Source organism: Flagellimonas taeanensis, from assembly GCF_003584105.1.
In the GTDB taxonomy this organism is placed as follows: Bacteria; Bacteroidota; Bacteroidia; order Flavobacteriales; family Flavobacteriaceae; genus Flagellimonas; species Flagellimonas taeanensis.
Map to the genome: position 1 here is coordinate 332,957 of NZ_QXFO01000011.1, position 21,718 is coordinate 354,674.

Below are 21,718 nucleotides of genomic sequence, written 5' to 3' on the forward strand. Positions count from 1 at the left end.
TTATCTGGGAAGCAACCGATAGATGCCCTTGCCCTCTATCCCTACATAAATGTAGCCGTCCGGGCCTTGCCGCACGTTGCGTACCCGTCCCATACCGTCCAATAGTTTTTCGCGGTACACCACTTTGTTGTTCTTGATTTCCAACCGTTCCAAATATTGAAACGCCAAGGAGCCAACCAAAAGACTGTTTTTCCAGTTAGGGTACCTATCAGAGGTGACAAAAGCCAATCCGGAAGGGGCTATGGAAGGAGTCCATTGGTATAGAGGCTGTTCCATTCCTGGCCGTGAAGTCTCATCGGTTATTTTGGTGCCACTATAATTGATGCCGTAGGTGACCACGGGCCAACCATAGTTTTTGCCTTTTTGTATGATATTGATTTCATCACCGCCCCTAGGGCCATGTTCGTGCTCCCATAACTGTCCGGTTTCTGGGTGGAGCGCCAGTCCCTGTGGGTTTCGATGGCCGTAGCTGTAGATGGCTGTCTTGGCACCGTCTTTGTCAACGAACGGGTTGTCCTTGGGAACCCGTCCATCATCATGTAGACGATAGATTTTGCCACCGTCCCTTGTAATGTCCTGTGGGTTCACATCCCGATCACCGCGCTCACCAATGGAAAAGAACAGGTAGCCGTCCTGGTCGAACTCTAACCGTGATCCAAAATGTTGGCCTTTGGTCGTATTGGGGACCGCTTTGTAGAGCAATTGTTTTTGTACAAGTTTGGTATCGGAAAGCTTGGCCCGCATAATTGCGGTATTGCCACCTTTACTATCGCCCTCACTTGAGGCATAGGAAAAGTAGATCCATCCATTTTTTTTATAATCGGGGTGCAGTTCTATGTCCATCATACCGCCCTGTCCCCGGTTGTAGACCTCGGGTGCATTGCCAACTTCAACCTTTTTTCCTGATCTATATAAAATTAATTTCCCTGATTTTTCGGATATCAGGATGTCATTGTTGGGAAAAAAGACCAGGCCCCACGGGTTTTGAATTCCATCCACTACAATTTCAGATGTAAAATCCGTATTATTTGTAAGATTTATCTTGGAATTTGAATTTTGGGCACAGGACGTATTGAGCAGTACAACGAAAAAATAGGGAAATAAGGTACTTTTTTCTATAATTTTACGTTGAAATAACAGATTTAATAGACGAACGGTCATTTTTAGAAAATCATTTGCCGTAAGATAAACAGAATTTTATAAGTATAGACATTTACAACTTAGAATATTAAGGTCCCAAATCTGACATATTCTGCTAACAAGACTTAACCTATGCTTCCTCAAAAAACAAGGCATTTGCTATATGCCGTGTTGCTGGTGTTCATATCAATCTTTGGTTCCACGGTATTAGCAAAAACAGACGTCAAAAACATTTTGACAAGAATTGTGTCCACCGTATCCGCAGCAAATGCTGGAGAGGGAGAGGTGGTTTCCCCTCCAGAGATGCCATTGGCTACAGAAGTGATCTTTGCCCCGGCAAGTGCCAGTATGTTTGCGACCATTATACAGGGGAGCGATCAACAGGTCGTTTGCCCAAACGATGGAAGCACACTGGCTAAATTCTTCCTATGCGGAACCAGTGATGTCAGGACCTTGAGCCTGAGCCAATCGGGCAGTGCCTACCAATGGCAACAGTTGGACCCCAATAGTTGTGCCCCTACCGTGGTGGATGATTGCCCTACCATAAATGCTGCCTGTACATGGAACACGGTAGGTACGGGACCCACTTATGACCTTTCGACAGCAGGGGAATTCAGGGTAAGGGTAAACTCTGGACAATACTATTATTTTAAATCGACACTCAACCCCTTGAACCCACAATTGATCAAGGAGGACATTGTTTGTGGAAATCCGGGCAGGGTAGAAGTGACCAATGTTCCTGCAGGTTACGAGTATAGTTTGAACAGTCCTGCCGGGCCTTATCAAGATACTCCCTATTTTGATATCACTACACCAGGAACCTACAGGGTATATGTACGTTTGAAGAACGTTTCGGCCAGTGCCTGTATTTTTCCATCAAATCCAGTAACTGTGAACGATCTTGACATCAATGTAGATGTGACCGCCAATGATATTCTCTGCAGCGGGGAACTGGGAAGTATAGATGTTCAGGTTTCTGGCGTACCTGGATTCTATACCTATCGTTTGGTGAAGAACGGTGTGACCGTGGATACTTTTGGCCCCAACGGGTCCGATTCCTATACATTTGCCAACGTAAGCCCTGGAACGTACAGCATTCGGGTGGAGACCAACAATTGTTCAGAGACCGTTACGAATGATATCAATGGTGATCCCATAGTGATAGGTGGTGGTATAAGTCCATTGGCCGTTTCGGCCACTGCATCGGATAGTTTTGGATGTGGCGCCACTTCGGTGAATGTCAATTTGACTACTTCAGGTGGAACCGCTCCCTATCGTTTCAGTGTGGATGGAGGTCCTTTCGGTTCAACTTATTTGGGCAGCACCAGCTTTTCTGTGACCACAGCGGGAACCTACTCCATTTTGGTGGAAGATGCCAATGGTTGCCAACGAAGTGCTTCCGTGGATGTTCCCAATATTCCCCCGCCTATTTTTAACATCACCGAAGAAGACGCCAATTGTGGTGGCGCCAACGATGGAAGGGTCACTATCAATGTGACCAATGGATTTGGGTATGAGATTGAATACAGCATCAACAATGGGGCAACCTTTCAGATAAGCAATGTGTTCTCCAATTTGGCCCCAGGCTCTTACGATGTGGTGCTGCGGTACGAACAGGATTCGTTTACCTGTACCACAACACCACAAACGGCCACTGTGGGTACTCCATCAACCATAACAGCATCCGCCAATCCGGATTTTCTACCCACTTGTGGCAATGAAAATGGGGGACAGATCACCATTTCCGGCGTGTCGGGAGGAACCGCTCCCTACGAGTACAGTATTGGAGCAGGTTTTGGAGCCAATAATGTGTTTCCAAATTTGGGCGTGGGTAGTTATACGCCCATGGTCAGGGATGCCAATGGATGTGTAGAGGCACTTCCCAATATTGTGTTCAATGCGTTGAACAAGCCCACCAACCTGGATTTCAGTATCTCCAGTTTGGACTGTATCACTACCACCGCTTCTTTGGATCTGACCGTTACAGGTGGAACGGGACCATATACCTACGAGATCATTGCCCCATCGGCAAGTGCCATCAACAATGGCAACAACAATACCTTTACCGGATTGGGACTGGGAACTTATACTTTTAGGGTCACTGATAATGAGGGTTGTTCCTATGATGAGAACTACGCTATTACCGATATCAGTTCCATCGGTGTGCAGGCCCAACAGACAAGAGTGGTTACCTGTGTTGGTGATTCGGATGGGGAAGGTCGCTTTTTGGTGGATGGATTCAATTCAACCTATAGCTACAGTATAGATGGAGGCCCAGTTTTTACTGCTCAGAACGGAAGCATCATTCCGGTTACGAACTTGACCGCCGGAAGTTATGTGATTTCCGTGACCGATGAAGAGACCAACTGTACAGATACAGCCACTTTGATCATTGAAGAACCATCAACTGCGTTTGATATTACTGGTTTGAACGTAACGGACATGAGCTGCCAGAATGGGAACATTGGAGCGGTCCAGATCAATACCGTTGGGGGATGGGGCGGTAACCGATACACCTTGATCCAACCCGATGGTTCCACAAGAGGACCAAAAAGTGGAAGCACGTTCTCCAATCTTTCCTTGGATGGGACCTATCAAGTGATTGTCGCCGATGCCAATGGATGTGAGGTTACCGACAGTTTTATCCTTACAAGATTGGATGCACCTACGCTCACGTTGGACAACGGAGCCTCGGATTTCTGTTATGACAATTTTACCGCGGCCACCTTGGCCGTGAATGCGGCAGGCGGATTGGCCCCGTACCGTTATAGAATCAATGGAGGGCCATTGGGGGCCAGTAACAGCTTTTCCGGACTCACTCCAGGAACCTATACCATTGAAGTGGTGGATGCCAACGACTGTCGCGATACGGTCACCGCTACGATTCAGCCTCAGGTCATGGCCAATGCCACGATTACCCAGGAACTGGATTGTGGAACACCTTTTGGTGCAATACAAGTCAACATTAGCAACGGATATACCTCCGGGGGCAACTACGATATCTATGAGGTAAGTATCAATGGAGCTCCTTACACTTCGGATAACAACAATATAACAGGGGACTCGTTTGTGTACAATATTCCCAACGATGGTTCCATCATTTCGGATACCACCTTTCAGTTTTTGATTACCGATAGCCGCGGATGTACCACACAATCGAACATGGTCACCATGTCACCTCCGGAGACCATAGCAGGGTCTGTAGTGGGTACGGATACCCAATGTGGGGACAATACCAGTGGCATCGTGGAGTTGGTTCCCGACACCACACAAGGTATTCCACCGTATGAGTACAGTAATGACAATGGGGCAACCTTCAGCAGCCAGAATATCTTTTCGGGTTATGGACCTGGAATACACGGAGGGTTTGTCATCCGCGATAGTAGGGGGTGTGTGAGCCCGGCCTATACCGTGACCATCGGTGCCAGCGATCCTTTGGATGCCACTGCAACGCCTACCGATGCGATTTGCTTGTCGGGAGCGATCGATGGAAGAATAGCGGCATCCATCAGCAATGGTGTTGCGCCTTTTGATTATGTATTGGTGGATGAATTTGGGGGAACAGTGGCTTCATCGATAGGAACCACCAGTACTTCGGTAAACTTTACCGATCTATCCACAGGCAACTATACCCTGATCACTACCGATGCCCAAGGTTGTGAGGACCGAGATCCCGTAGTGATTGACCAAAACACCTTGTTCTTAACCCCATTGGATGCACCTCCAGCCAATTGTACGGATCCTTTCCTTTCTTATAGGGTTCAGGCAGGTGGAGGGGCAGCACCCTACGAATTTCGTTTGGTGGGAGACCCGGTTTTCGTTCCTGCCAATGTAAATGGAGTTGATATCCATGATTTTTCTGCGGTAGTAACATTTGGGGTTACTTACTTTGTTGAGGTTAGGGATGCCAATGGTTGTACTTATATTGAAGAAATAACCCCAATAACAACACCAACCCCAGTCAATGTTACTGCAACTGCTACAACAGCTTCGTGCAGTGTGGCAGGAAGTGGGGCCATTGATTATGAGGTTTCTGGATTGCCAAACAATCCAGGCAATTTTACAGTCACCCTTCAAAATACGGACACAGGGGCTACCATTTCTGGTCCTACGACGTATAACAATGAAACGCTTCCTTTTTCGGATAGCTTTACAGGATTGGCTCCAGGGAATTATCAAATCATTGTAAATGATACAGATACTGGATGTAGTGGAAGTACTTTGGCCTTTATTGATATCACTGCTGTTTCCATAGCCATCGACAACTTTGTGGAGGCCACGTGTAATGCTGGTGCTTTGGTGACTGTTAGAGGCTTTGGAAGCACAGGTCCGTACACCTATGCCTATGTGCCTTCTGGAGACCCAGCACCGACAACATTTGTGCCGGAAACCACTTTTGAGGTTCCTGGGCCTTACCCCACAACGTATGATTTCTACGCCCAAGATGCCAACGGTTGTACCGCTTTTACCACGCTTGCAGTGACCCAAGAGGCCGGAGTTCCGGACCCAATGATCGATGTGGTGAACCAATGTACGGCCACAAGTGGGTATCAAATCAATATTGTATCGCCGATTACTTCGGGTCCTGAACCGGAAAATACGTTCCAGTACAACATCGGAAGTGGTTACCAGACAGGAGGTACCTTTATTGTGCCCAACCCTGGCACCTATGTGATCACGGTTCGGGATGGAAACGGCTGTACCAATACCGTCACCGCGGAAGTATTCGATTTCTTTGCCATTACGGCCGATGCCACCTCTTTCCCTACTTGTAATGCAGGGGATGGGGTCATCACTGTGAACACCACTGGGGGTAGTGGGAATTTTCAATACCAATTGAGGGATGCCCTCACTTTGACAGATATTGGCTCACCACAGTTGAATAACAACGAATTTACCGGTGTGATGCCCGGAAATTATAATATTCTGGTAACGGATTTGGATTCTAACACGTCCCCATTGTGCTCGGATGAGGCCGAAGTCATCGTGTCCACAGTGGATACACCTGTGATTGCGGGCACGCCCAGTAGCCATGTGACCTGTAATGGGGCCGATAACGGTACCATATCGGTGGAGCTTCAACCCGGTACGGATACCGATACGCCAATAAATTATATCCTGTATGATAGTAGCTCAAACATAGTTGCTGGTCCGCAAGGCTCCTCCGTTTTTGATAATTTGCCACCGGATACCTACTTAGTTGAAGTCGTTTCGGATAGAGGATGTACAAACTCAGTTGGCGGTATTGTTATTGATGAGCCAACAGAATTACAGGCCACTGCAATACATACCGAGTTCAGCTGTAACCCGTCCAGCAATCAGTTCAGTACGGCGACCATAACCATTTACACCGATACCAATGGTGATGGTACTGGCACTGCGACCGGAACAGGCCCTTACACCTATAGTATGAACGATGGTACCCCACAGTTTGATGGTACCAATTTCCAGACCAGCAATACTTTTGAAGTGATCGATAATGGCACCAATCAGACCATTACCCTCACTGCCCGTGACTACAATGGTTGCGAGGAAACGTCAACCATAACCATCAACAGCCCGACGGACATCACTTTTAGCTATAATGTGAACCCGATCACTTGTGATGCTTCAGGAACGGGAGTAAGTCCAGGGTCCATTGACATCATCATCAATGAAGGTCCAGGGGATTATCAAGTTGAGATTTTGCCTTTAGGTTCTGAACCAGCAAGAAGTTCTGGGGGGAGTGACCGTGTAACTTGGGATATAGCCACTCCCGGTGACTATATCTTTGCCGTGACCGATGTGGGCAGTGGCGGATGTACCTATTTGACCACGACCATCAACATGCCCGAATACAATACCATTGAAGCTCTGATCGCCGAAGTCGAACCCGTGACCTGTTTTGATGGAAGAGATGGTTCCATAAGCTTGCAAATCAACAACTACAATGGTGAGTACAATTACGAGGTGTTCACACGCGATAATACCGGAGTGGAAACTTCAACGGGGGTTACCGGAACTTTTGATACCGATGCGCCCATCAATACCCCAGAACTTATCGAAAATGTGCCGGCAGGTAACTTGGTAGTCCGTATCGAAGCGTTGGATTCGCCCTATTGTGATGTGGTGAGCAATGTGACCACAGTGCGCTCTCCAGATAGGGAACTGACCGTTGATTTATTGCAGACCTCCCCAGTGACCTGTAATGTGCCCGGTTTGGGTGAAATCACAGCTACTGGCGATGGGGGATGGGGAACTTACCAATATCAGTTGGTGGCATCCGATGGAACCATTTTGGTGGATTATCCCAATACCAATCCCGTATTCGAAAATCTATCCACAGATACATACACGGTGAATATCAGAGATCTTGAGGGTTGTGAGAGATTCAATACCATCAACTTGCCATTGCCGACACCTATTTCTGCGGATATTCGAATAGTAAGTCCATTGGCCTGTAACAATGACAATGATGCCATAATAGAGGCTTATAACGAAGCGGGTGGGCAAGGACCTGGGAACTATCTGTACCAGTTGAACCGAATCACTGATGGCACCAATAGTGGACTCCAGACCACACCGACCTTTGCCAACCTTTCGGCAGGAGATTATACCATCACCATTTTTGATGGATGGAACTGTAGTGCCCTCACCAATGTGATCACCATTGCCGATCCAGAAATCGTTGTGGCCGAATTGGTGGAGCTGCAACCCCCGGGTTGTGGGGATCTGGGCAGAATGGAATTAACAGTTACCAATCCAGAGCCTCTGGTCGAATATTTCTATCGTAGGTCAGGTACTTCTGATCCATTTACTCCTTTTGGGGCTGGAATGACCAGTGTGGAAATTGCAGTGGACATTACTGTGGATGCAGGACCGTTTCAATATGACGTGCAGAACTCCAACGGTTGTCCTTCTGAGAAATCGAACCAGATATCTTTGGACCCAGCGGCACCTTTGGTGATAGCCCTGGATCTTACCAACGCAACGATCAATTGTGCCGGGGAATCAACCGGAATCATTCGGTCAGAGGCATTCGGAGGCATTGGAAGTTATATGTACACCTTGGTGAACTCTAACACATTGCCCGTGTCGTCAGCCAATATTGTCCGTTCCGCACAAAGTTCCGGAATCTTTAGGGACCTGGATGCCGGCACCTACTATGTGTATGCCCAGAGTGGTGGATGCGAGGCCATGTCGGACCCTATCGTCATCGAGCCGAAACCACCTTTGGTATTGGAGTATTTGGAAGCAGTACCCGTTATGTGCGCAGGGAACACCAATGGACAGATCATTATTGAGGCCAGTGGAGGTACAGGTAGGATCAGGTATTCCATTTCCGATACATTGAGCGAGTTCTTTGAAGGTGATAATCCAGATAATCCGAACCGAAAAACATTCAATGACCTGAGCCCACGGACCTATGACATCATTATTCAAGACGATTTGGGATGTACCATTACCCGAACACTGGAAATCACCCAGCCTACGGAACTTATCGCTGCAGTGGTTTCCACTACTCCAGAGGTGTGTATGGGAGATGGTGATGGTACCTTAACTCTGGAAGTTTCTGGAGGTACGGCCCCTTATTATACCAGTATCAACTCTGTTGACGATGCTGATTTTGTTCAGAATGATACCATGTTCTTTGACAACCTCCAAGGCGGGGAAACCTATGCCATCTTTATTAGGGATGCCAATGGTTGCCAGACCAATGTGATAGCGGAAATAGGCATTGGGATAGATATTGTGGCAGAACCCATTGTGGAATATGGTTGTGAAGGTATTTTCCCGAACAGTACCACGACGATTAGTATTGCGGACAGTTCACAACTATCCGACCTGTTGTTTTCCTTGGATGTGGATGATGTGCAACTCGCCACCAATCAAAGGACCTTTGGAGACTTACCACCGGGCGAACATACCGTCTATATCTACCATGCCAATGGATGTGTGACCTTTGTGGAGTTTGAGGTCGATGCCTACGAACCACTGACCCTGGAAGCCATGAAAACCGGGCCCAATGAGGTCACTGCGGTTGCCACAGGCGGGTTCGGGGGATATGAATATTTCTTCCAAGGGGAATCCTATGGGGATGTGAATACTTTCAATATCAATGTGGATTCCAACATCAACATTATGGTCCGGGACAGCAATGGTTGTGTGGCTAATCTTGTGCTGCCGTTCAATTTTGAAGGAATGCCCGAAATGCCGCCGTTCTTTACCCCGGATGGGGATAACCTGAACGACTATTGGTACCCAGAAAACCGTGAGTTTTTCCCCAATATCGATGTAATCATTTATGATCGATATGGTAGGGTAGTGGCCCGATTGGACCAGGTCAAGAAGTGGGACGGAAACTATGACGGCAAACCGTTGCCCACAGGTGATTATTGGTATGTTGTGAATGCCAACGACAGGGAAAAACAACGATTTGTAGGGCACTTTACACTTTATAGATAAGGTGAACGGATTTTATAAATCATTGACACTAAGACTAAAGCTTATTTTTGATGTCAAAGACGGTATGGGTAATTTGTACCCATCGGTAAAAGTTTTGTAGGGTCTGGGTCAAAATATCATCAAAATTTATATTTTTGCAGTCCAATTTCGGGATGTGGCGCAGTCTGGTAGCGTACACGCATGGGGTGCGTGTGGTCGCTGGTTCGAATCCAGTCATCCCGACGAACCATGGTTTTATGACACTAAGTAAAACCTTAATTAATTGAAAACCAGAAAATTAATTTTTTCTGGTTTTTTTTATTTCCATCTGAAACCATCGGTGAGGATGTCCTATAGAGTGTCCTATTTTTGTCGGGAAAAATTCCCTAAATTGTACTTCCATTATTGATTTTTCGTGTGATTTGACTTTCGCTTCAACCAATGTTTCACTTAAAGCGAGAACACATGAATACCTCTAACTCCTTCAGTATCAGTTTTTGGCTGAAAAAATCAGGAAGAAAAAAAGATGGACGGTTTCCAATTTATGTCCGGATCAGATGTAAAGGAAAAAATGCAGATCTCAGTGTCCATAGATCAACTTTTGAAGAACGATGGTGTCCTATTTTGGGAAAAATGGACCATAGGGCCAGTGAATCCGTTGTTGTAAACAAATATCTGGACGACGTCCGTGCAAAGTTGCTGGAATGCCATCGGCAACTTAGTGCCGAGAGTAACTTTATAACGGCACAATCCATCAAGCTTCGATATCTGGGAAAGGACAAGGTGATGCTCACCCTATTGGACCTTTTGGAGTACAACCGAACCTATGAGTTGCCCAAACTGGCCAAAGGGACGGTCAAGAACTATTCCTCCACAGAGACCTACCTGAAACGCTTCATTGCCAAAAAATATCGGGTACCCGATATTGGGCTGGCCTCGATAGACTATGCCTTTTTGATCGAGTTTGAAAACTTCCTGCGGAACTGCGAACCCATCAAATCGTTCCAGACATTGAACAACAACGGTATCATGAAACATATGCTGCGGTTCAAGAAATTGGTGACCATGGCCTATAAATTTGATTGTATCCCCAAGAATCCCTTCAATCTGTATAAAGTGAAAATGGAGGATTATGACAGTGCTTTCTTGGAAGAGGAGGAAATTCTGGCGCTGGACCAATTGGAATTCGAGGAAAAGGGCATGGAACTGGTCCGGGATATTTTCCTTTTTGCCTGTTATACCGGACTCAGCTACATAGAGATCAAACTTCTCAATCCCAATGGTATCGTATCCGGCATCGACGGGGAACTCTGGATCGATGTAAAACGCCAAAAGACCAAGACCGAAGTGAAGGTTCCCCTATTGCCCAAAGCCAAGAAAATCTTGGAGAAGTATGTGGATTTTCCCAAAAATGAAAATACCGTTCTTCCAGTGTATTCCAATCAAAAGGTGAACCAATACCTAAAGATCATTGCACAAAGGGCAAATATTGATAAGCACCTAACCTTCCATGTGGCCAGACATACCTTTGCAACGACAATCACCTTAATGAACGACGTGCCCATTGAGACCGTTTCCAAACTCCTCGGGCATACCAAGCTTTCAACGACCCAAAAGTATGCTAGGGTCGTGGAAAAGAAAATCAGCAAGGACATGGCCCAGTTGAAGGAGAAATTGGGAAGCGGGCAAAGTAAAGCGAACGACAATTCGGAATATCCGACCCTAAAGATTATCAGGTAATGTGACCCAGGGCTTGATATTGTTCTTTTGCCACCCATTTATTTTAGAGTTTGCTAAAATAATAAATTACTGTAACTTCGTAGTATGGATAAGAACATATGCATACGTTTGGAGGCGGATGCCAAACAGATAATGGAATGCAGGGAAACTATGCAAAATTTGGAAAATTCCATGGACTCCCTTTCAGGGATAATGAATTTAATGGGCAATCCGGTTCGGCTTAAGATTCTCTACCTTTTGAACCAAGAGCAACGCTTATGTGTCTGTGACCTTAGTGATATACTGGAAATGAATGTATCCGCAATTTCACAACATTTGCGCAAGCTCAAGGACAGAAATTTGATCACATCCCAAAAGGAAGGCCAGATGATCCATTATTCCTTGGTGACCGATCATTCGCCGTTACTTTTTCCAATTTTTGACCTGCTCGATAAAAAAGAACAAATAAAACCAGTAAACCATGAATAACAAGAAAACCTTAATGGGATCTTCCATTATTTTGGCCATGGCCACCTCCCTTTGTTGCATAGGACCACTTTTGGCCATTGTGGCCGGAACATCTGGCCTGGCGTCCAATTTTAAGTTTTTGGAACCGTTCAGACCGTATTTGATCGGAATTACGGGTTTGGTTTTGGTAGTGGCGTGGTACCAACAGTTAAGGACAGTCGCCAAAAAGGAAATAGACTGTGCATGCGATACGGACGAAAAGCCGGCCTTTTGGAAGGGTAAAATTTGGTTGATGACCATCACGGTCTTTGCCTTAGCGATGCTTGCCTTTCCCTATTATGCCCAATCTTTGTACCCGAAACAGGAAGCCAAGGGTCAAACGAACTTTTTTGCGAGCCAAGATGTCAAGGAAATCAATATTCCGGTCGTGGGAATGACATGCAGTGGGTGCGAGGCACATATTGAACACGAGGTCAATGGACTTGATGGGATCATCATGGTCAAGGCAGATTACCAAAAAGCCAATGCACAGATAATGTACGATCCCGCCAAAACCACCAGGGATGCTATCGTGAACGCCATTTTGAAAACCGGATACACCATAAAGGACCAGTGATAATGGATATCAATCTGTACTCTACAATTACCTGTCCGCATTGTGGCAATTCCAAAGAGGAAAAGATGCCTACGGATTCTTGTCAGTTCTTTTATGAATGTGAAAATTGCGGCTCCATTCTAAGGCCCAAAAATGGCGATTGTTGCGTGTATTGTTCCTTTGGTTCGGTGGCCTGTCCCCCCATTCAGGCAACATCCGGATGTTGTGGTACATGACCAAGTGACCCTGAAAATTTGTAAAGCCTTGGTTTGAACCTAAGTATTTTTATCGAAAATCTTTTTATGTTGAATCAATATATTGTAATATTGCGATAAAATAATGATATGGGACTGGCAAAGACCGAAATATTTACCGAAAACCAGAATGAGCTCGCCCTCATCGGTAAGGTATTTGCCCATCCCGCCCGGATTGCCATATTGCAGCACCTCTTCAAGGTCAAGGCCTGTGTCTGTGGTGACCTTGTGGACGAGATAGGACTGGCACAGCCTACGGTTTCACAACACTTGAAGGAACTCCGGAACATGGGACTCATCAAGGGCGATGTGGAGGGCACCAGTGTCTGTTACTGTGTCAATGTGGCAAATTGGAACGAAATGAAGGATAAGTTCAAGGCATTCCTCGATCAGGGGATTGAACTGGACCAAGAGTGCTGTTAGTATTTTTTTGAACCCATTAATCGTTTTATTGCGATTAACTAATAAACTGAAACCATAAAATAGAAACCATGAAAACAAAAATGATCCTAACCATGGCACTGCTGCTGTTGTGCCTCCCATTGACCACACATTCCCAGGAACTGAGGGGAAAGATCCAACGCTCCGTAAAGGAACTGAAGACCGTTTTTCCCCAGATACCCAAAGAAAAGATCCAGCTTTTGGACCAACTCGCCGCCAGAATGGTGTCCAATATGGGGGAGACCCCTTATACCGTTGTATTTGTGGACCAGGACAATGACGATATGGGCCAATTGGCCATGATCTGGCTCAGGACGGGCCTTATGTACTACGGATTATATGACAGGTTCAAGGTGGAATCCGCTGGTCTGGATACCGCCAATGAGACCCTTCCCGGTCTGGCCCTGCTGAAGAACGATGGGTTCAGGGTCTCCAATGCGCAGGGCGAATCCCTGTTCACGTATTCGGTCCGCTATGGCTCCGATAGTTGGACCATCAACAGAAAGACCCTCGAATCCTTACATTTGGACGAGGACAGCAGTGTCAAGGTATATGTACAGGATGGGCTGACGGACCGAAATGCAGAGGTCCTTTTTGAAAACAAGGCCGTCATCGCGGGGGAAATGATCTATGTCGCCACCCAGGTCGATGCTATTATCAAAGCTAAAATGAACAATCCATGAAATTATCAGAAGTAAAAGAAGTACTGTCCCGATTGGAAACCCTTGGCTTCCAATTGCCCACCGGGGAAATGGTCCCCGGACATTTCCATGTCACCGAAGTGGGGAAGATTCACAAACACTTTATAGACTGCGGGGGAACCGTGCGCCATGAGGAAGTGGTCAGTTTCCAACTGTGGGAGGCCAACGACTATGACCACAGGTTGCATCCCGAAAAGTTGGTTCATATCATCGAACTGTCCCAAAAGGTATTGGAAATAGAGGACTCACTGGAAGTCGAAGTGGAATACCAGGGCACCACTATCGGAAAATATGGCCTTGCCTTTGATGAAGGGCATTTTCTGTTGACCACCAAGATGACCGACTGCCTTGCCAAGGACCAGTGTGGGGTCCCCGAAAAGAAACCAAAGGTAAGACTGTCCCAATTGAAAAGTGAGCCCTGCTGTTCCCCGGACGGCAATTGTTGCTAAATCTTAATTCTATATAATGACTACGACCACAACTAGCCTGTTCCCTGAAATAGCGGGATTCATCACAACCTTGAAACTGGATGCCGTTTCCCCGGAGCGTAGGGAAATCCTTGATCCCCTTGCCGGGTTCATACAGTCGAAAGTTTCCGAAAATCAGGAAATACGCCTGAATTTCATTTGCACCCACAATTCCAGGAGGAGCCACCTGTCACAGATATGGGCACAGGCCATGGCTTTCCATTTCAACATCAAGAACGTATTTTGCTATTCGGGGGGGACCGAAGCCACGGCCCTGTTCCCGATGGTGGCGGAAACCTTGGGGAAACAAGGGTTCCAGATCCAACAGCTTTCACAGGGACAAAATCCTGTCTATGCCATCAAATATGCGGAAAATGCCCATCCGGTGATCGGGTTCTCCAAGAAAATGGACGATGCCTTCAACCCCAGTTCCGGCTTTGGGGCCATCATGACCTGTGATTCGGCCAATGAGGCCTGTCCCTTTGTGCCCGGTGCGGAAAAGCGCATCCCCATCACCTTTGAGGATCCCAAGGCCTTTGACAATACCCCGCAACAGGCCGAGAAATACCTTGAAAGGAGCATACAGATAGCAACGGAACTTTGGTATGTATTTTCACAGATCAAATCATAACACATGGCAGTAAAAAAATTGAGCTTTTTGGACAGGAACCTTACCCTTTGGATCTTTATCGCCATGGCGGTAGGGGTCGGTATCGGTTACTTCTTCCCGTCCTTCCCCGACATCATCAATTCGTTCAACAGCGGCACCACTAACATCCCCATTGCCATAGGTCTCATCCTGATGATGTACCCACCTTTGGCAAAAGTGGATTATAAACTGTTGCCCAAGGTGTTCAAGAACACCAGGATCTTGACCATTTCCCTGGTGCTCAACTGGATCATCGGCCCCGTGTTGATGTTCGTCCTGGCCATCCTCTTTTTGAGGGACTATCCCGAGTATATGGTCGGATTGATATTGATAGGTTTGGCCCGTTGCATTGCCATGGTGCTGGTCTGGAATGACCTGGCCGAGGGCAGTGCGGAATATGGTGCGGGACTGGTGGCCCTGAACAGTATCTTCCAAGTGTTTGCCTACAGTTTCTATGCGTGGATCTTTATCACCGTTTTGCCCCCATATTTTGGCTTTGAAGGGGCCATTGTGGACATCTCCATAGGGACCATAGCGGAGAGTGTGGCCATTTATTTGGGCATCCCCTTCCTTATGGGCATCCTTAGCCGAACGATATTGGTCCGGATCAAAGGGGAACAGTGGTATGCCCAAAAGTTTGTTCCCGCCATTTCTCCCATGACCTTGATCGCCCTGTTGTTCACCATTGTGATCATGTTCTCCCTCAAAGGGGAACTTATCGTGGAGATTCCCATGGACGTGGTGGTGATCGCCATACCCCTCTTGGTGTACTTTACCCTGATGTTCATCATTGGGTTCTTTTTCACCAAGGCGATGGGTGCCGAATATGACAAGACCGCTTCGGTGGCCTTTACAGCAGCCGGGAACAACTTTGAGCTCGCCATTGCCGTGGCCATTGCCGTCTTCGGACTGGATTCCGGCCAGGCCTTTGCAGGGGTCATCGGGCCCTTGGTGGAAGTTCCTGCCCTGATTCTGTTGGTAAGGGTCGCCTTTTGGTTGCGCAAAAAGTATTTTAAACCGCAAACCGCATAAGGATGAAAATTGCACTCTTCTCGGACATCCACGCCAACCTTCCTGCCCTTGAGGCCTTTTTTGTGGATGTGGAAAAACATAGGCCGGACGCCATCTATTGCCTTGGGGACCTTGTGGGCTATAACATCTGGCCCAACGAGGTGGTCCATGAGATCAGAAAACGCCGGATACCCACCATTGCGGGCAACTATGATTTTGGCATCGGACGCAACAGTGATGATTGTGGCTGTGCCTACAAGAGCGATGAGGAAAAGGCGAACGGGGCAATTTCCATATCCTATACCAACTCCATTATGGGGGATGATGAAAGGGCCTACCTGAAAAACCTTCCATCCCATATCAATGTGGAGTTCAAAAGGAACGATGAAACAGTGAACCTACTCCTGGTGCATGGAAGCCCAAGACGAATCAACGAGTATCTTTTCGAGGACCGGAAGGAGAAGAGCCTGGTACGCATCCTGCGGGATGCAAATGCCGATATCCTCTGTTTTGGACATACACACCAACCCTATCACAAGGCCCTTTTGGATTATGATGGAGGCACCATATACCGCCATGCGATAAATATCGGATCCATCGGAAAGCCCAAGGATGGCGACAATAGGGGATGCTATGTGCTGTTGAACATGGATGGGAACTTCCGTAGGCCGGACAAGAATAGCATCCATGTGGAGTTTGTACGCTTCGAATATGATGTCGAAAAGGCGGCCAAAGCCGTTGAGGGCAGCATATTGCCCAACGCTTACGCTGGAGCATTGAGAAAGGCCCATTGATTATTTTTTAAGGCCTTAGTCTAAATATTTTCTTGTAAGACAATCCAAATCTGTGATGAATTTTGTAAGGAACAATGTAAGTACAAGAATATAACAGGCAACTTGGTGGAAATATTTTCCATTGTAAATCTACCCTTGATCAGCATTTAAGGGAATTGAAAACCATGGTCAGTTACAGGGAAATTTTACCACTACTAAAGCTTCATCCTTAATTGACAAAGGAAATAGGAAGAGTGAAAAATAAAAGTTTCACCAACCTCTTTGTATACATATCCTGTGTAGGCTGGCACACCATTAAACCGAAAGCCATAAAAGCAAAGCCATGAAAAAGAAATGTTGCGATATTAATGAACAGATCGAAAGTTTCTACAGTTATTTAAAATACTTTACCTTAAAAAAGGTTCGGGATGAAACCATTGCGGAAGATATTGTGCAAGAGGTAATGCTGAAACTGGTCGAGTCCTATCAAAAAAATAGGGAAATTGAAAACATCAAGGCCTGGCTGTTTCAAGTTGCCAGAAATACCATTTATGACCATTTCAAAAAGAGTGCCCCAATTGTTGAACTTAGTGATGTAAAGATACTTGAGGCAACTGAACCAACCAATCTGGAGCTATCCGTGTATGATCATATGATACCCATGATCCAGTTCCTTCCCAAAAAATATGCCGAGCCTTTACAATGGAGTGACATCGACAAACTATCCCAAAAAGATGTAGCTGAAAAGCTGAACTTGGGGTATTCGGCTGCAAAAATGCGGGTGCAAAGGGCAAGAACAAAGCTAAGGGAATTATTTGTGGAATGCTGTGATATCGTATATGATGCCAATGGCAACTTCGTCAATTGCTCTGTTAAGGAATCGTGTATCCCGTTAATAAACCACTTGGTTGATTTTCAGGCATCCACAAAGTACAAATAGGTAGAATCATTTTTTTATTGAGAATTGTGTCTTTTGACACGCCATTTTAGACTACATAGTAAAGTTTATTTAAAATTACTGAACTATGAGTACTGAAGTCAAAATTTTACATTCATCCTGCTGCGCCACTGCATCCCCCATAAGGGCACAAATCGAAAAAATTGCCAGTGAAAACCATCTGGACGTAAACATCACCGAGTTTTCTGACCTCAAGGACACCATGCCCTACGGGGTCCTTACCTTTCCTGCATTGGTCATTGACGGGAAGGTTTATGACTATAAAAAAGTCAGCAACGACAAGGTGTTATTAGCAATTCTTTAAAACGTTTTTAAGATGGAAATCTTTACAAAACTGCTTACCCGACTGGCAGACTATGTTGTCCATGTCCTTTTGGGTATTCCTGATACGGATACATTCGGCTCAGCATTACACTATTTCATCATTGCCTTTGGCTCTATTTCCATTCTGGTTGTGCTGGTGACCTATGTAATGGGAGTGGTAACAAGCTATTTGCCCATGGAAAAAATCCGGGATTATTTGGAGAAACACAAAAAATCAGGTCTTGGGAATGTTGTGGCCTCCTCTTTGGGTGCCTTGACACCTTTTTGCTCGTGTTCTTCCATTCCTTTGTTCGTGGGAATGATGCAGGTCAGGATCCCACTGGGAATTTCACTTTCCTTCCTCATAACCTCACCCTTGGTGAACGAAATCGCTATTGCCATTTTCTGGTTGGGCTATGGTTGGAAAGTTACAATAGTGTACCTACTTTCAGGAATCGTCTTGGGGGTGATCGGTGGAATTATCCTGGAAAAGATGGGTATGGCCAAATATGTGGCAGAATGGCTCAAGGACAATGAATGGAAAGCGCATTCGAGGGAAAAGGATAGCAGAAATTTGCTGAAACGATTTCCTGGAATTCATCGGGAGGCCATTCGGACCCTTAAAAACCTTGTCCCCTATATTTTTATAGGAATTGCAATAGGGTCATTTATCCACGGCTATGTCCCCGAGTCATTTTTTGGCACCTATATTTCAAAATCCAACCCTTTTGCGATTCCCATTGCCGTATTGGTATCGATTCCATTGTACATTGATGCGGTTGGAATCCTGCCCATATTGGATTCGCTCGTTGACAAAGGGGTTCCGTTAGGGACGGCCATGGCCTTTATGATGGGTTCGATCGGACTTTCCATCCCCGAAGGCCTGCTGCTCCAAAAAGTGATGCAAAGGCAGTTGATCATTGCCTTCTTTTCAACTATTGCCATTGGAATGATCATTTCCGGTTATTTGTTCAACCTCCTTTTTTAACAACCTATACTTATGAAATGTGATATATTCAATATTTGGGAAGACCTTCGGACTGATTTAAGGAACTATGTGGGCAAGCGTGTTTACAATGAGCATGATGTTGATGATATAATGCAAACGATTCTTATCAAGGTCATAACATATTGTGAGAAAAAAAATGACGTAAGATATATAAAGGCTTGGTTATACAGGATTGCACAACATACAATTTTTGACTTTTACAAGAAGCCAAGAAAGACCACACTTGTTGACCTGGAACAGTTGCACCTGTTTGTTCCGGATGAATATGATGAAAACGTCTTTGTTTGGCTCGATAAGTTTATAAATGGTCTCCCTATCGACTATTCAACTCCCTTGAGACTTTCGGATATAGAAGGCCTTCCGCAGAAAAGTATTGCCGCGCATCTGGGCTTGACATTATCGGCAACAAAGTCAAGGATCTTAAGGGCAAGGAAAAAGGTTAGGGCAAAGTTTGATGAATGTGGTGAAGTTGAATATTCTGAAAACCAAATGTGGAGATTTACCATTACAAAATCCTGTTGCCTATCATAATTTTGTATAAACCTGCATCCTTTGTCCATTTTCCATGTCTTAGGGGTAAACTTTAATCTTAAAAACGTATGAACATGGAAGTAAAGACAAAAAATGCATTGAGAGTGACCCTTTTTCAAGTGGGAATGCCAACAACTGGGGAAGGTACTTGCTCAGCCTGTGATTCTGTTCAAGGTGTATTGCTATCGGCGATTCAAGAAGTTCAAGAACTCTTTGATCATTTGAACTGCGAAATCTTGTTCAGTTCAACCATGATTAAAACGATAGAGGAAGCCGAAAAAGCCCATATTGTTGCTTCCCCTACCATAAGGGTCGGCAACCTCGATTTCCATCCTGAACATTTGGAAGACAGTCCGGAAGCCAGGGAATGGGTTTGGAATGGAGCTACAATGGGAGAACCCAATAAAGAAATCTTAATCGAGGTATTGCTCAAAGGCTATTTTGAACCCAAAAATGACCATGGGGAAATAACCTTGTCCCCTTACATTCTAAAACACTTAAAAGGAGAAGTGACCGCGGATTCCAACTGCGGATGCCATTGATGAATGATTGGGTGAACCGCCTTAGGTTCTGTTAGATGAGATTTACCTCATACAAGAAAAGACCTTATTAAGCTCATCGGAAACGATGGGCTTTTGTTTTACCTATTTTTTGAATTTGGCAATCTTCCCAGTAGTATTTCATTACCGTTCAATACCCCAATGCCGTATCGTCCCCTCGTTTGTCCGCCCCGCCCTCAAATAAGTCATTTTCAGGACTAGGACGGCGGATACGCTTCCCATAACCTAGGTTCGTGCCTGATTGATATTGTAGCCTTTGGTTTTTAGGGTTCTATGGGTTTTCAAAGAAAAACCTTCGGTTTCAAACATGCGTACAAGGGATATCCATCTAAGGTTTGGAACTATAATACCCTTATGGGCCTTCTGGAGGGGTAGATTTCTTTTTTATCTTCCAATAGTTTTCGAAAGATAAGCCCGCAAATGGTTTGTCGGACAAGGGACGGCATAAAGCCGTTCCCCTGTCACTTTTTATATACTCTATTAAAAACCAAATAAAATCCTGAGTATTTCAATTCAATTGTCTTGGGTCATTACAAATATGGTTCATATCATATGGTTTTCGACTCTGGATTACACCATAGACAGTTCTGAGCATTTTATTGGATACATTGTTCATTATCAAGAAATAGGGTTTTCCCTCCAGTTTTTTTCGTTCTGCATATAGACTATACTCTTTATTGTGTGTCACGGCTGTCTTGGCGGCAAGGAACAACAGAGATTTCAGCTTTTTGTCGGCCATATGGCTGGTCTTGGACTTCATAGACATTTTCCCGGACGAATTGGGATACGGGCATACCCCGGCAAAGGCAGCAGCCTTTTTGGCTGTATTGATACGTTTGAAATTTTCCGTTTTGATGATCAGATTGTTTGCTATTACCGGACCAATACCTTTGATACTGGTAATAAGCTTGTAGTTATCATTTAAATCGGAATCGTTCTGAACGATTTTTTCAATTTCCTTTTCGATGGCATCAATTTCATTTTCCAGATTGGCTATCGCTCTCTGATAGCCTCTATGGGCCACAATGCTCTGGGAAGGACTGAGCTTTCTTGTTTTCTGTCCCAACAAAAGTGATGTCCTGCTCTTTGACAACTGTTCCCGCAAACTGTAAAGTTCCTTAAGTTCTTTGACCGATTCCGACCTTGGTTCCATAAAGCGTAATTCTTCCACAAACCTCTCACCATATTTCCTGATACGGTATGCGTCTTTTGAATCGCTCTTTCCCCGTTGCAATCCCAAGCTGTGCTTTATGTTGTAGCCAGGGACCAATGCTATTTTAATTTGGAACTGGTAACAGAGATGAACCAACAGGTCACCATAGCTTCCAGTATGTTCAGCTACCAGGATGCAACTATCTTCCACTTGTTTCAAAAAGTTGCAGATACCTTTAAAGTCATTTCTGACAAACCTCTTTTTCTCTTCACCTGCAAGAACATAGCTTACGTCAAATTTATCTTTGGACAGGTCGATTCCATATATTCTCATTAAAAGTCTTTTTGATGTTCCCTTTGAGCGGCTTAAATCGTTAGTGGGTTATGCCCTTAATACTCTCTGGCTTAGGCTCAAATAACTTACCGTACTTAATATAAACATTAGATTCCCTCTATTCCGTTTCTAAAGCTAATGCAGTAAGTGGAACTGTTGATTTAAGGTTAGAACTCTATCTGTTCCAACAATATTATTTCTATCGGCTAAGTAACGATTCCGTTTCCTT

18 protein-coding genes and 1 tRNA gene are annotated in these 21,718 nt (G+C 45.4%); 17 read left to right on the forward strand and 2 right to left on the reverse strand.

Going from position 1 to position 21,718, the window contains the following annotated elements; translation table 11 throughout:
* The gene (locus D2V93_RS06385) at positions 1-1,119 is read right to left on the reverse strand and encodes a PQQ-dependent sugar dehydrogenase (RefSeq protein ID WP_119618861.1); all 1,119 of its coding nucleotides are present in this window, start codon (positions 1,117-1,119) and stop codon (positions 1-3) included.
* Between the two features lie 255 nt (positions 1,120-1,374).
* Between D2V93_RS06385 and D2V93_RS06390 the strand changes: the two genes are divergently transcribed.
* The 17 genes from D2V93_RS06390 to D2V93_RS06470 all read left to right on the forward strand — a co-directional run bounded on the left by D2V93_RS06390 (position 1,375) and on the right by D2V93_RS06470 (position 19,985).
* Positions 1,375-9,585, forward strand: a complete 8,211-nt coding sequence (locus tag D2V93_RS06390) for a T9SS type B sorting domain-containing protein (protein ID WP_245978106.1) — start codon at positions 1,375-1,377, stop codon at positions 9,583-9,585.
* Positions 9,586-9,733: 148 nt separating this feature from the next.
* A tRNA-Pro gene (locus D2V93_RS06395) sits at positions 9,734-9,807 on the forward strand.
* A gap of 222 nt (positions 9,808-10,029) precedes the next feature.
* On the forward strand, positions 10,030-11,304 hold the full coding sequence (locus tag D2V93_RS06400) for a site-specific integrase (protein ID WP_036385944.1): 1,275 nt from the start codon (positions 10,030-10,032) through the stop codon (positions 11,302-11,304).
* A gap of 84 nt (positions 11,305-11,388) precedes the next feature.
* A complete protein-coding gene (locus D2V93_RS06405) occupies positions 11,389-11,772 on the forward strand; it encodes an ArsR/SmtB family transcription factor (protein WP_036379075.1) in 384 nt (127 codons plus the stop codon).
* The gene (gene merTP / locus D2V93_RS06410; RefSeq protein ID WP_036379073.1) at positions 11,765-12,367 is read left to right on the forward strand and encodes a mercuric transport protein MerTP; all 603 of its coding nucleotides are present in this window, start codon (positions 11,765-11,767) and stop codon (positions 12,365-12,367) included. The genes D2V93_RS06405 and merTP overlap by 8 nt, the downstream gene beginning before the upstream one ends.
* A 2-nt stretch (positions 12,368-12,369) precedes the next feature.
* Positions 12,370-12,582, forward strand: a complete 213-nt coding sequence (locus tag D2V93_RS18820) for a GDCCVxC domain-containing (seleno)protein (RefSeq protein ID WP_081894160.1) — start codon at positions 12,370-12,372, stop codon at positions 12,580-12,582.
* 108 nt (positions 12,583-12,690) lie between these two features.
* A complete protein-coding gene (locus D2V93_RS06420; RefSeq protein ID WP_036379071.1) occupies positions 12,691-13,023 on the forward strand; it encodes an ArsR/SmtB family transcription factor in 333 nt (110 codons plus the stop codon).
* 68 nt (positions 13,024-13,091) lie between these two features.
* Positions 13,092-13,724, forward strand: a complete 633-nt coding sequence (locus D2V93_RS06425) for a hypothetical protein (protein WP_108423558.1) — start codon at positions 13,092-13,094, stop codon at positions 13,722-13,724.
* Positions 13,721-14,191, forward strand: a complete 471-nt coding sequence (locus D2V93_RS06430; RefSeq protein ID WP_036379069.1) for a DUF6428 family protein — start codon at positions 13,721-13,723, stop codon at positions 14,189-14,191. The genes D2V93_RS06425 and D2V93_RS06430 overlap by 4 nt, the downstream gene beginning before the upstream one ends.
* A 16-nt stretch (positions 14,192-14,207) precedes the next feature.
* Entirely contained in the window at positions 14,208-14,840 is a 633-nt protein-coding gene (locus tag D2V93_RS06435; RefSeq protein WP_036379068.1) for a low molecular weight phosphatase family protein, read from the forward strand.
* Between the two features lie 3 nt (positions 14,841-14,843).
* Complete coding sequence (gene arsB / locus D2V93_RS06440) at positions 14,844-15,890, forward strand: ACR3 family arsenite efflux transporter (RefSeq protein WP_036379066.1); 1,047 nt, start codon at positions 14,844-14,846, stop codon at positions 15,888-15,890.
* Between the two features lie 2 nt (positions 15,891-15,892).
* The gene (locus D2V93_RS06445; RefSeq protein WP_036379065.1) at positions 15,893-16,663 is read left to right on the forward strand and encodes a metallophosphoesterase family protein; all 771 of its coding nucleotides are present in this window, start codon (positions 15,893-15,895) and stop codon (positions 16,661-16,663) included.
* A gap of 322 nt (positions 16,664-16,985) precedes the next feature.
* Complete coding sequence (locus D2V93_RS06450; RefSeq protein ID WP_051947131.1) at positions 16,986-17,582, forward strand: sigma-70 family RNA polymerase sigma factor; 597 nt, start codon at positions 16,986-16,988, stop codon at positions 17,580-17,582.
* An 85-nt stretch (positions 17,583-17,667) separates the two neighbouring features.
* On the forward strand, positions 17,668-17,904 hold the full coding sequence (locus D2V93_RS06455; protein WP_051947130.1) for a thioredoxin family protein: 237 nt from the start codon (positions 17,668-17,670) through the stop codon (positions 17,902-17,904).
* Between the two features lie 12 nt (positions 17,905-17,916).
* Entirely contained in the window at positions 17,917-18,891 is a 975-nt protein-coding gene (locus D2V93_RS06460) for a permease (protein ID WP_051947129.1), read from the forward strand.
* Between the two features lie 12 nt (positions 18,892-18,903).
* Positions 18,904-19,443, forward strand: coding sequence for a sigma-70 family RNA polymerase sigma factor (locus D2V93_RS06465; RefSeq protein WP_051947128.1), 540 nt, complete (start codon positions 18,904-18,906; stop codon positions 19,441-19,443).
* Between the two features lie 74 nt (positions 19,444-19,517).
* Entirely contained in the window at positions 19,518-19,985 is a 468-nt protein-coding gene (locus D2V93_RS06470) for a DUF2703 domain-containing protein (protein ID WP_161594391.1), read from the forward strand.
* A 526-nt stretch (positions 19,986-20,511) separates the two neighbouring features.
* On the opposite strand, the gene D2V93_RS06475 is transcribed toward D2V93_RS06470, so the two are convergent.
* Complete coding sequence (locus D2V93_RS06475; RefSeq protein WP_119618839.1) at positions 20,512-21,489, reverse strand: transposase; 978 nt, start codon at positions 21,487-21,489, stop codon at positions 20,512-20,514.
* Positions 21,490-21,718: the final 229 nt, after the last annotated feature.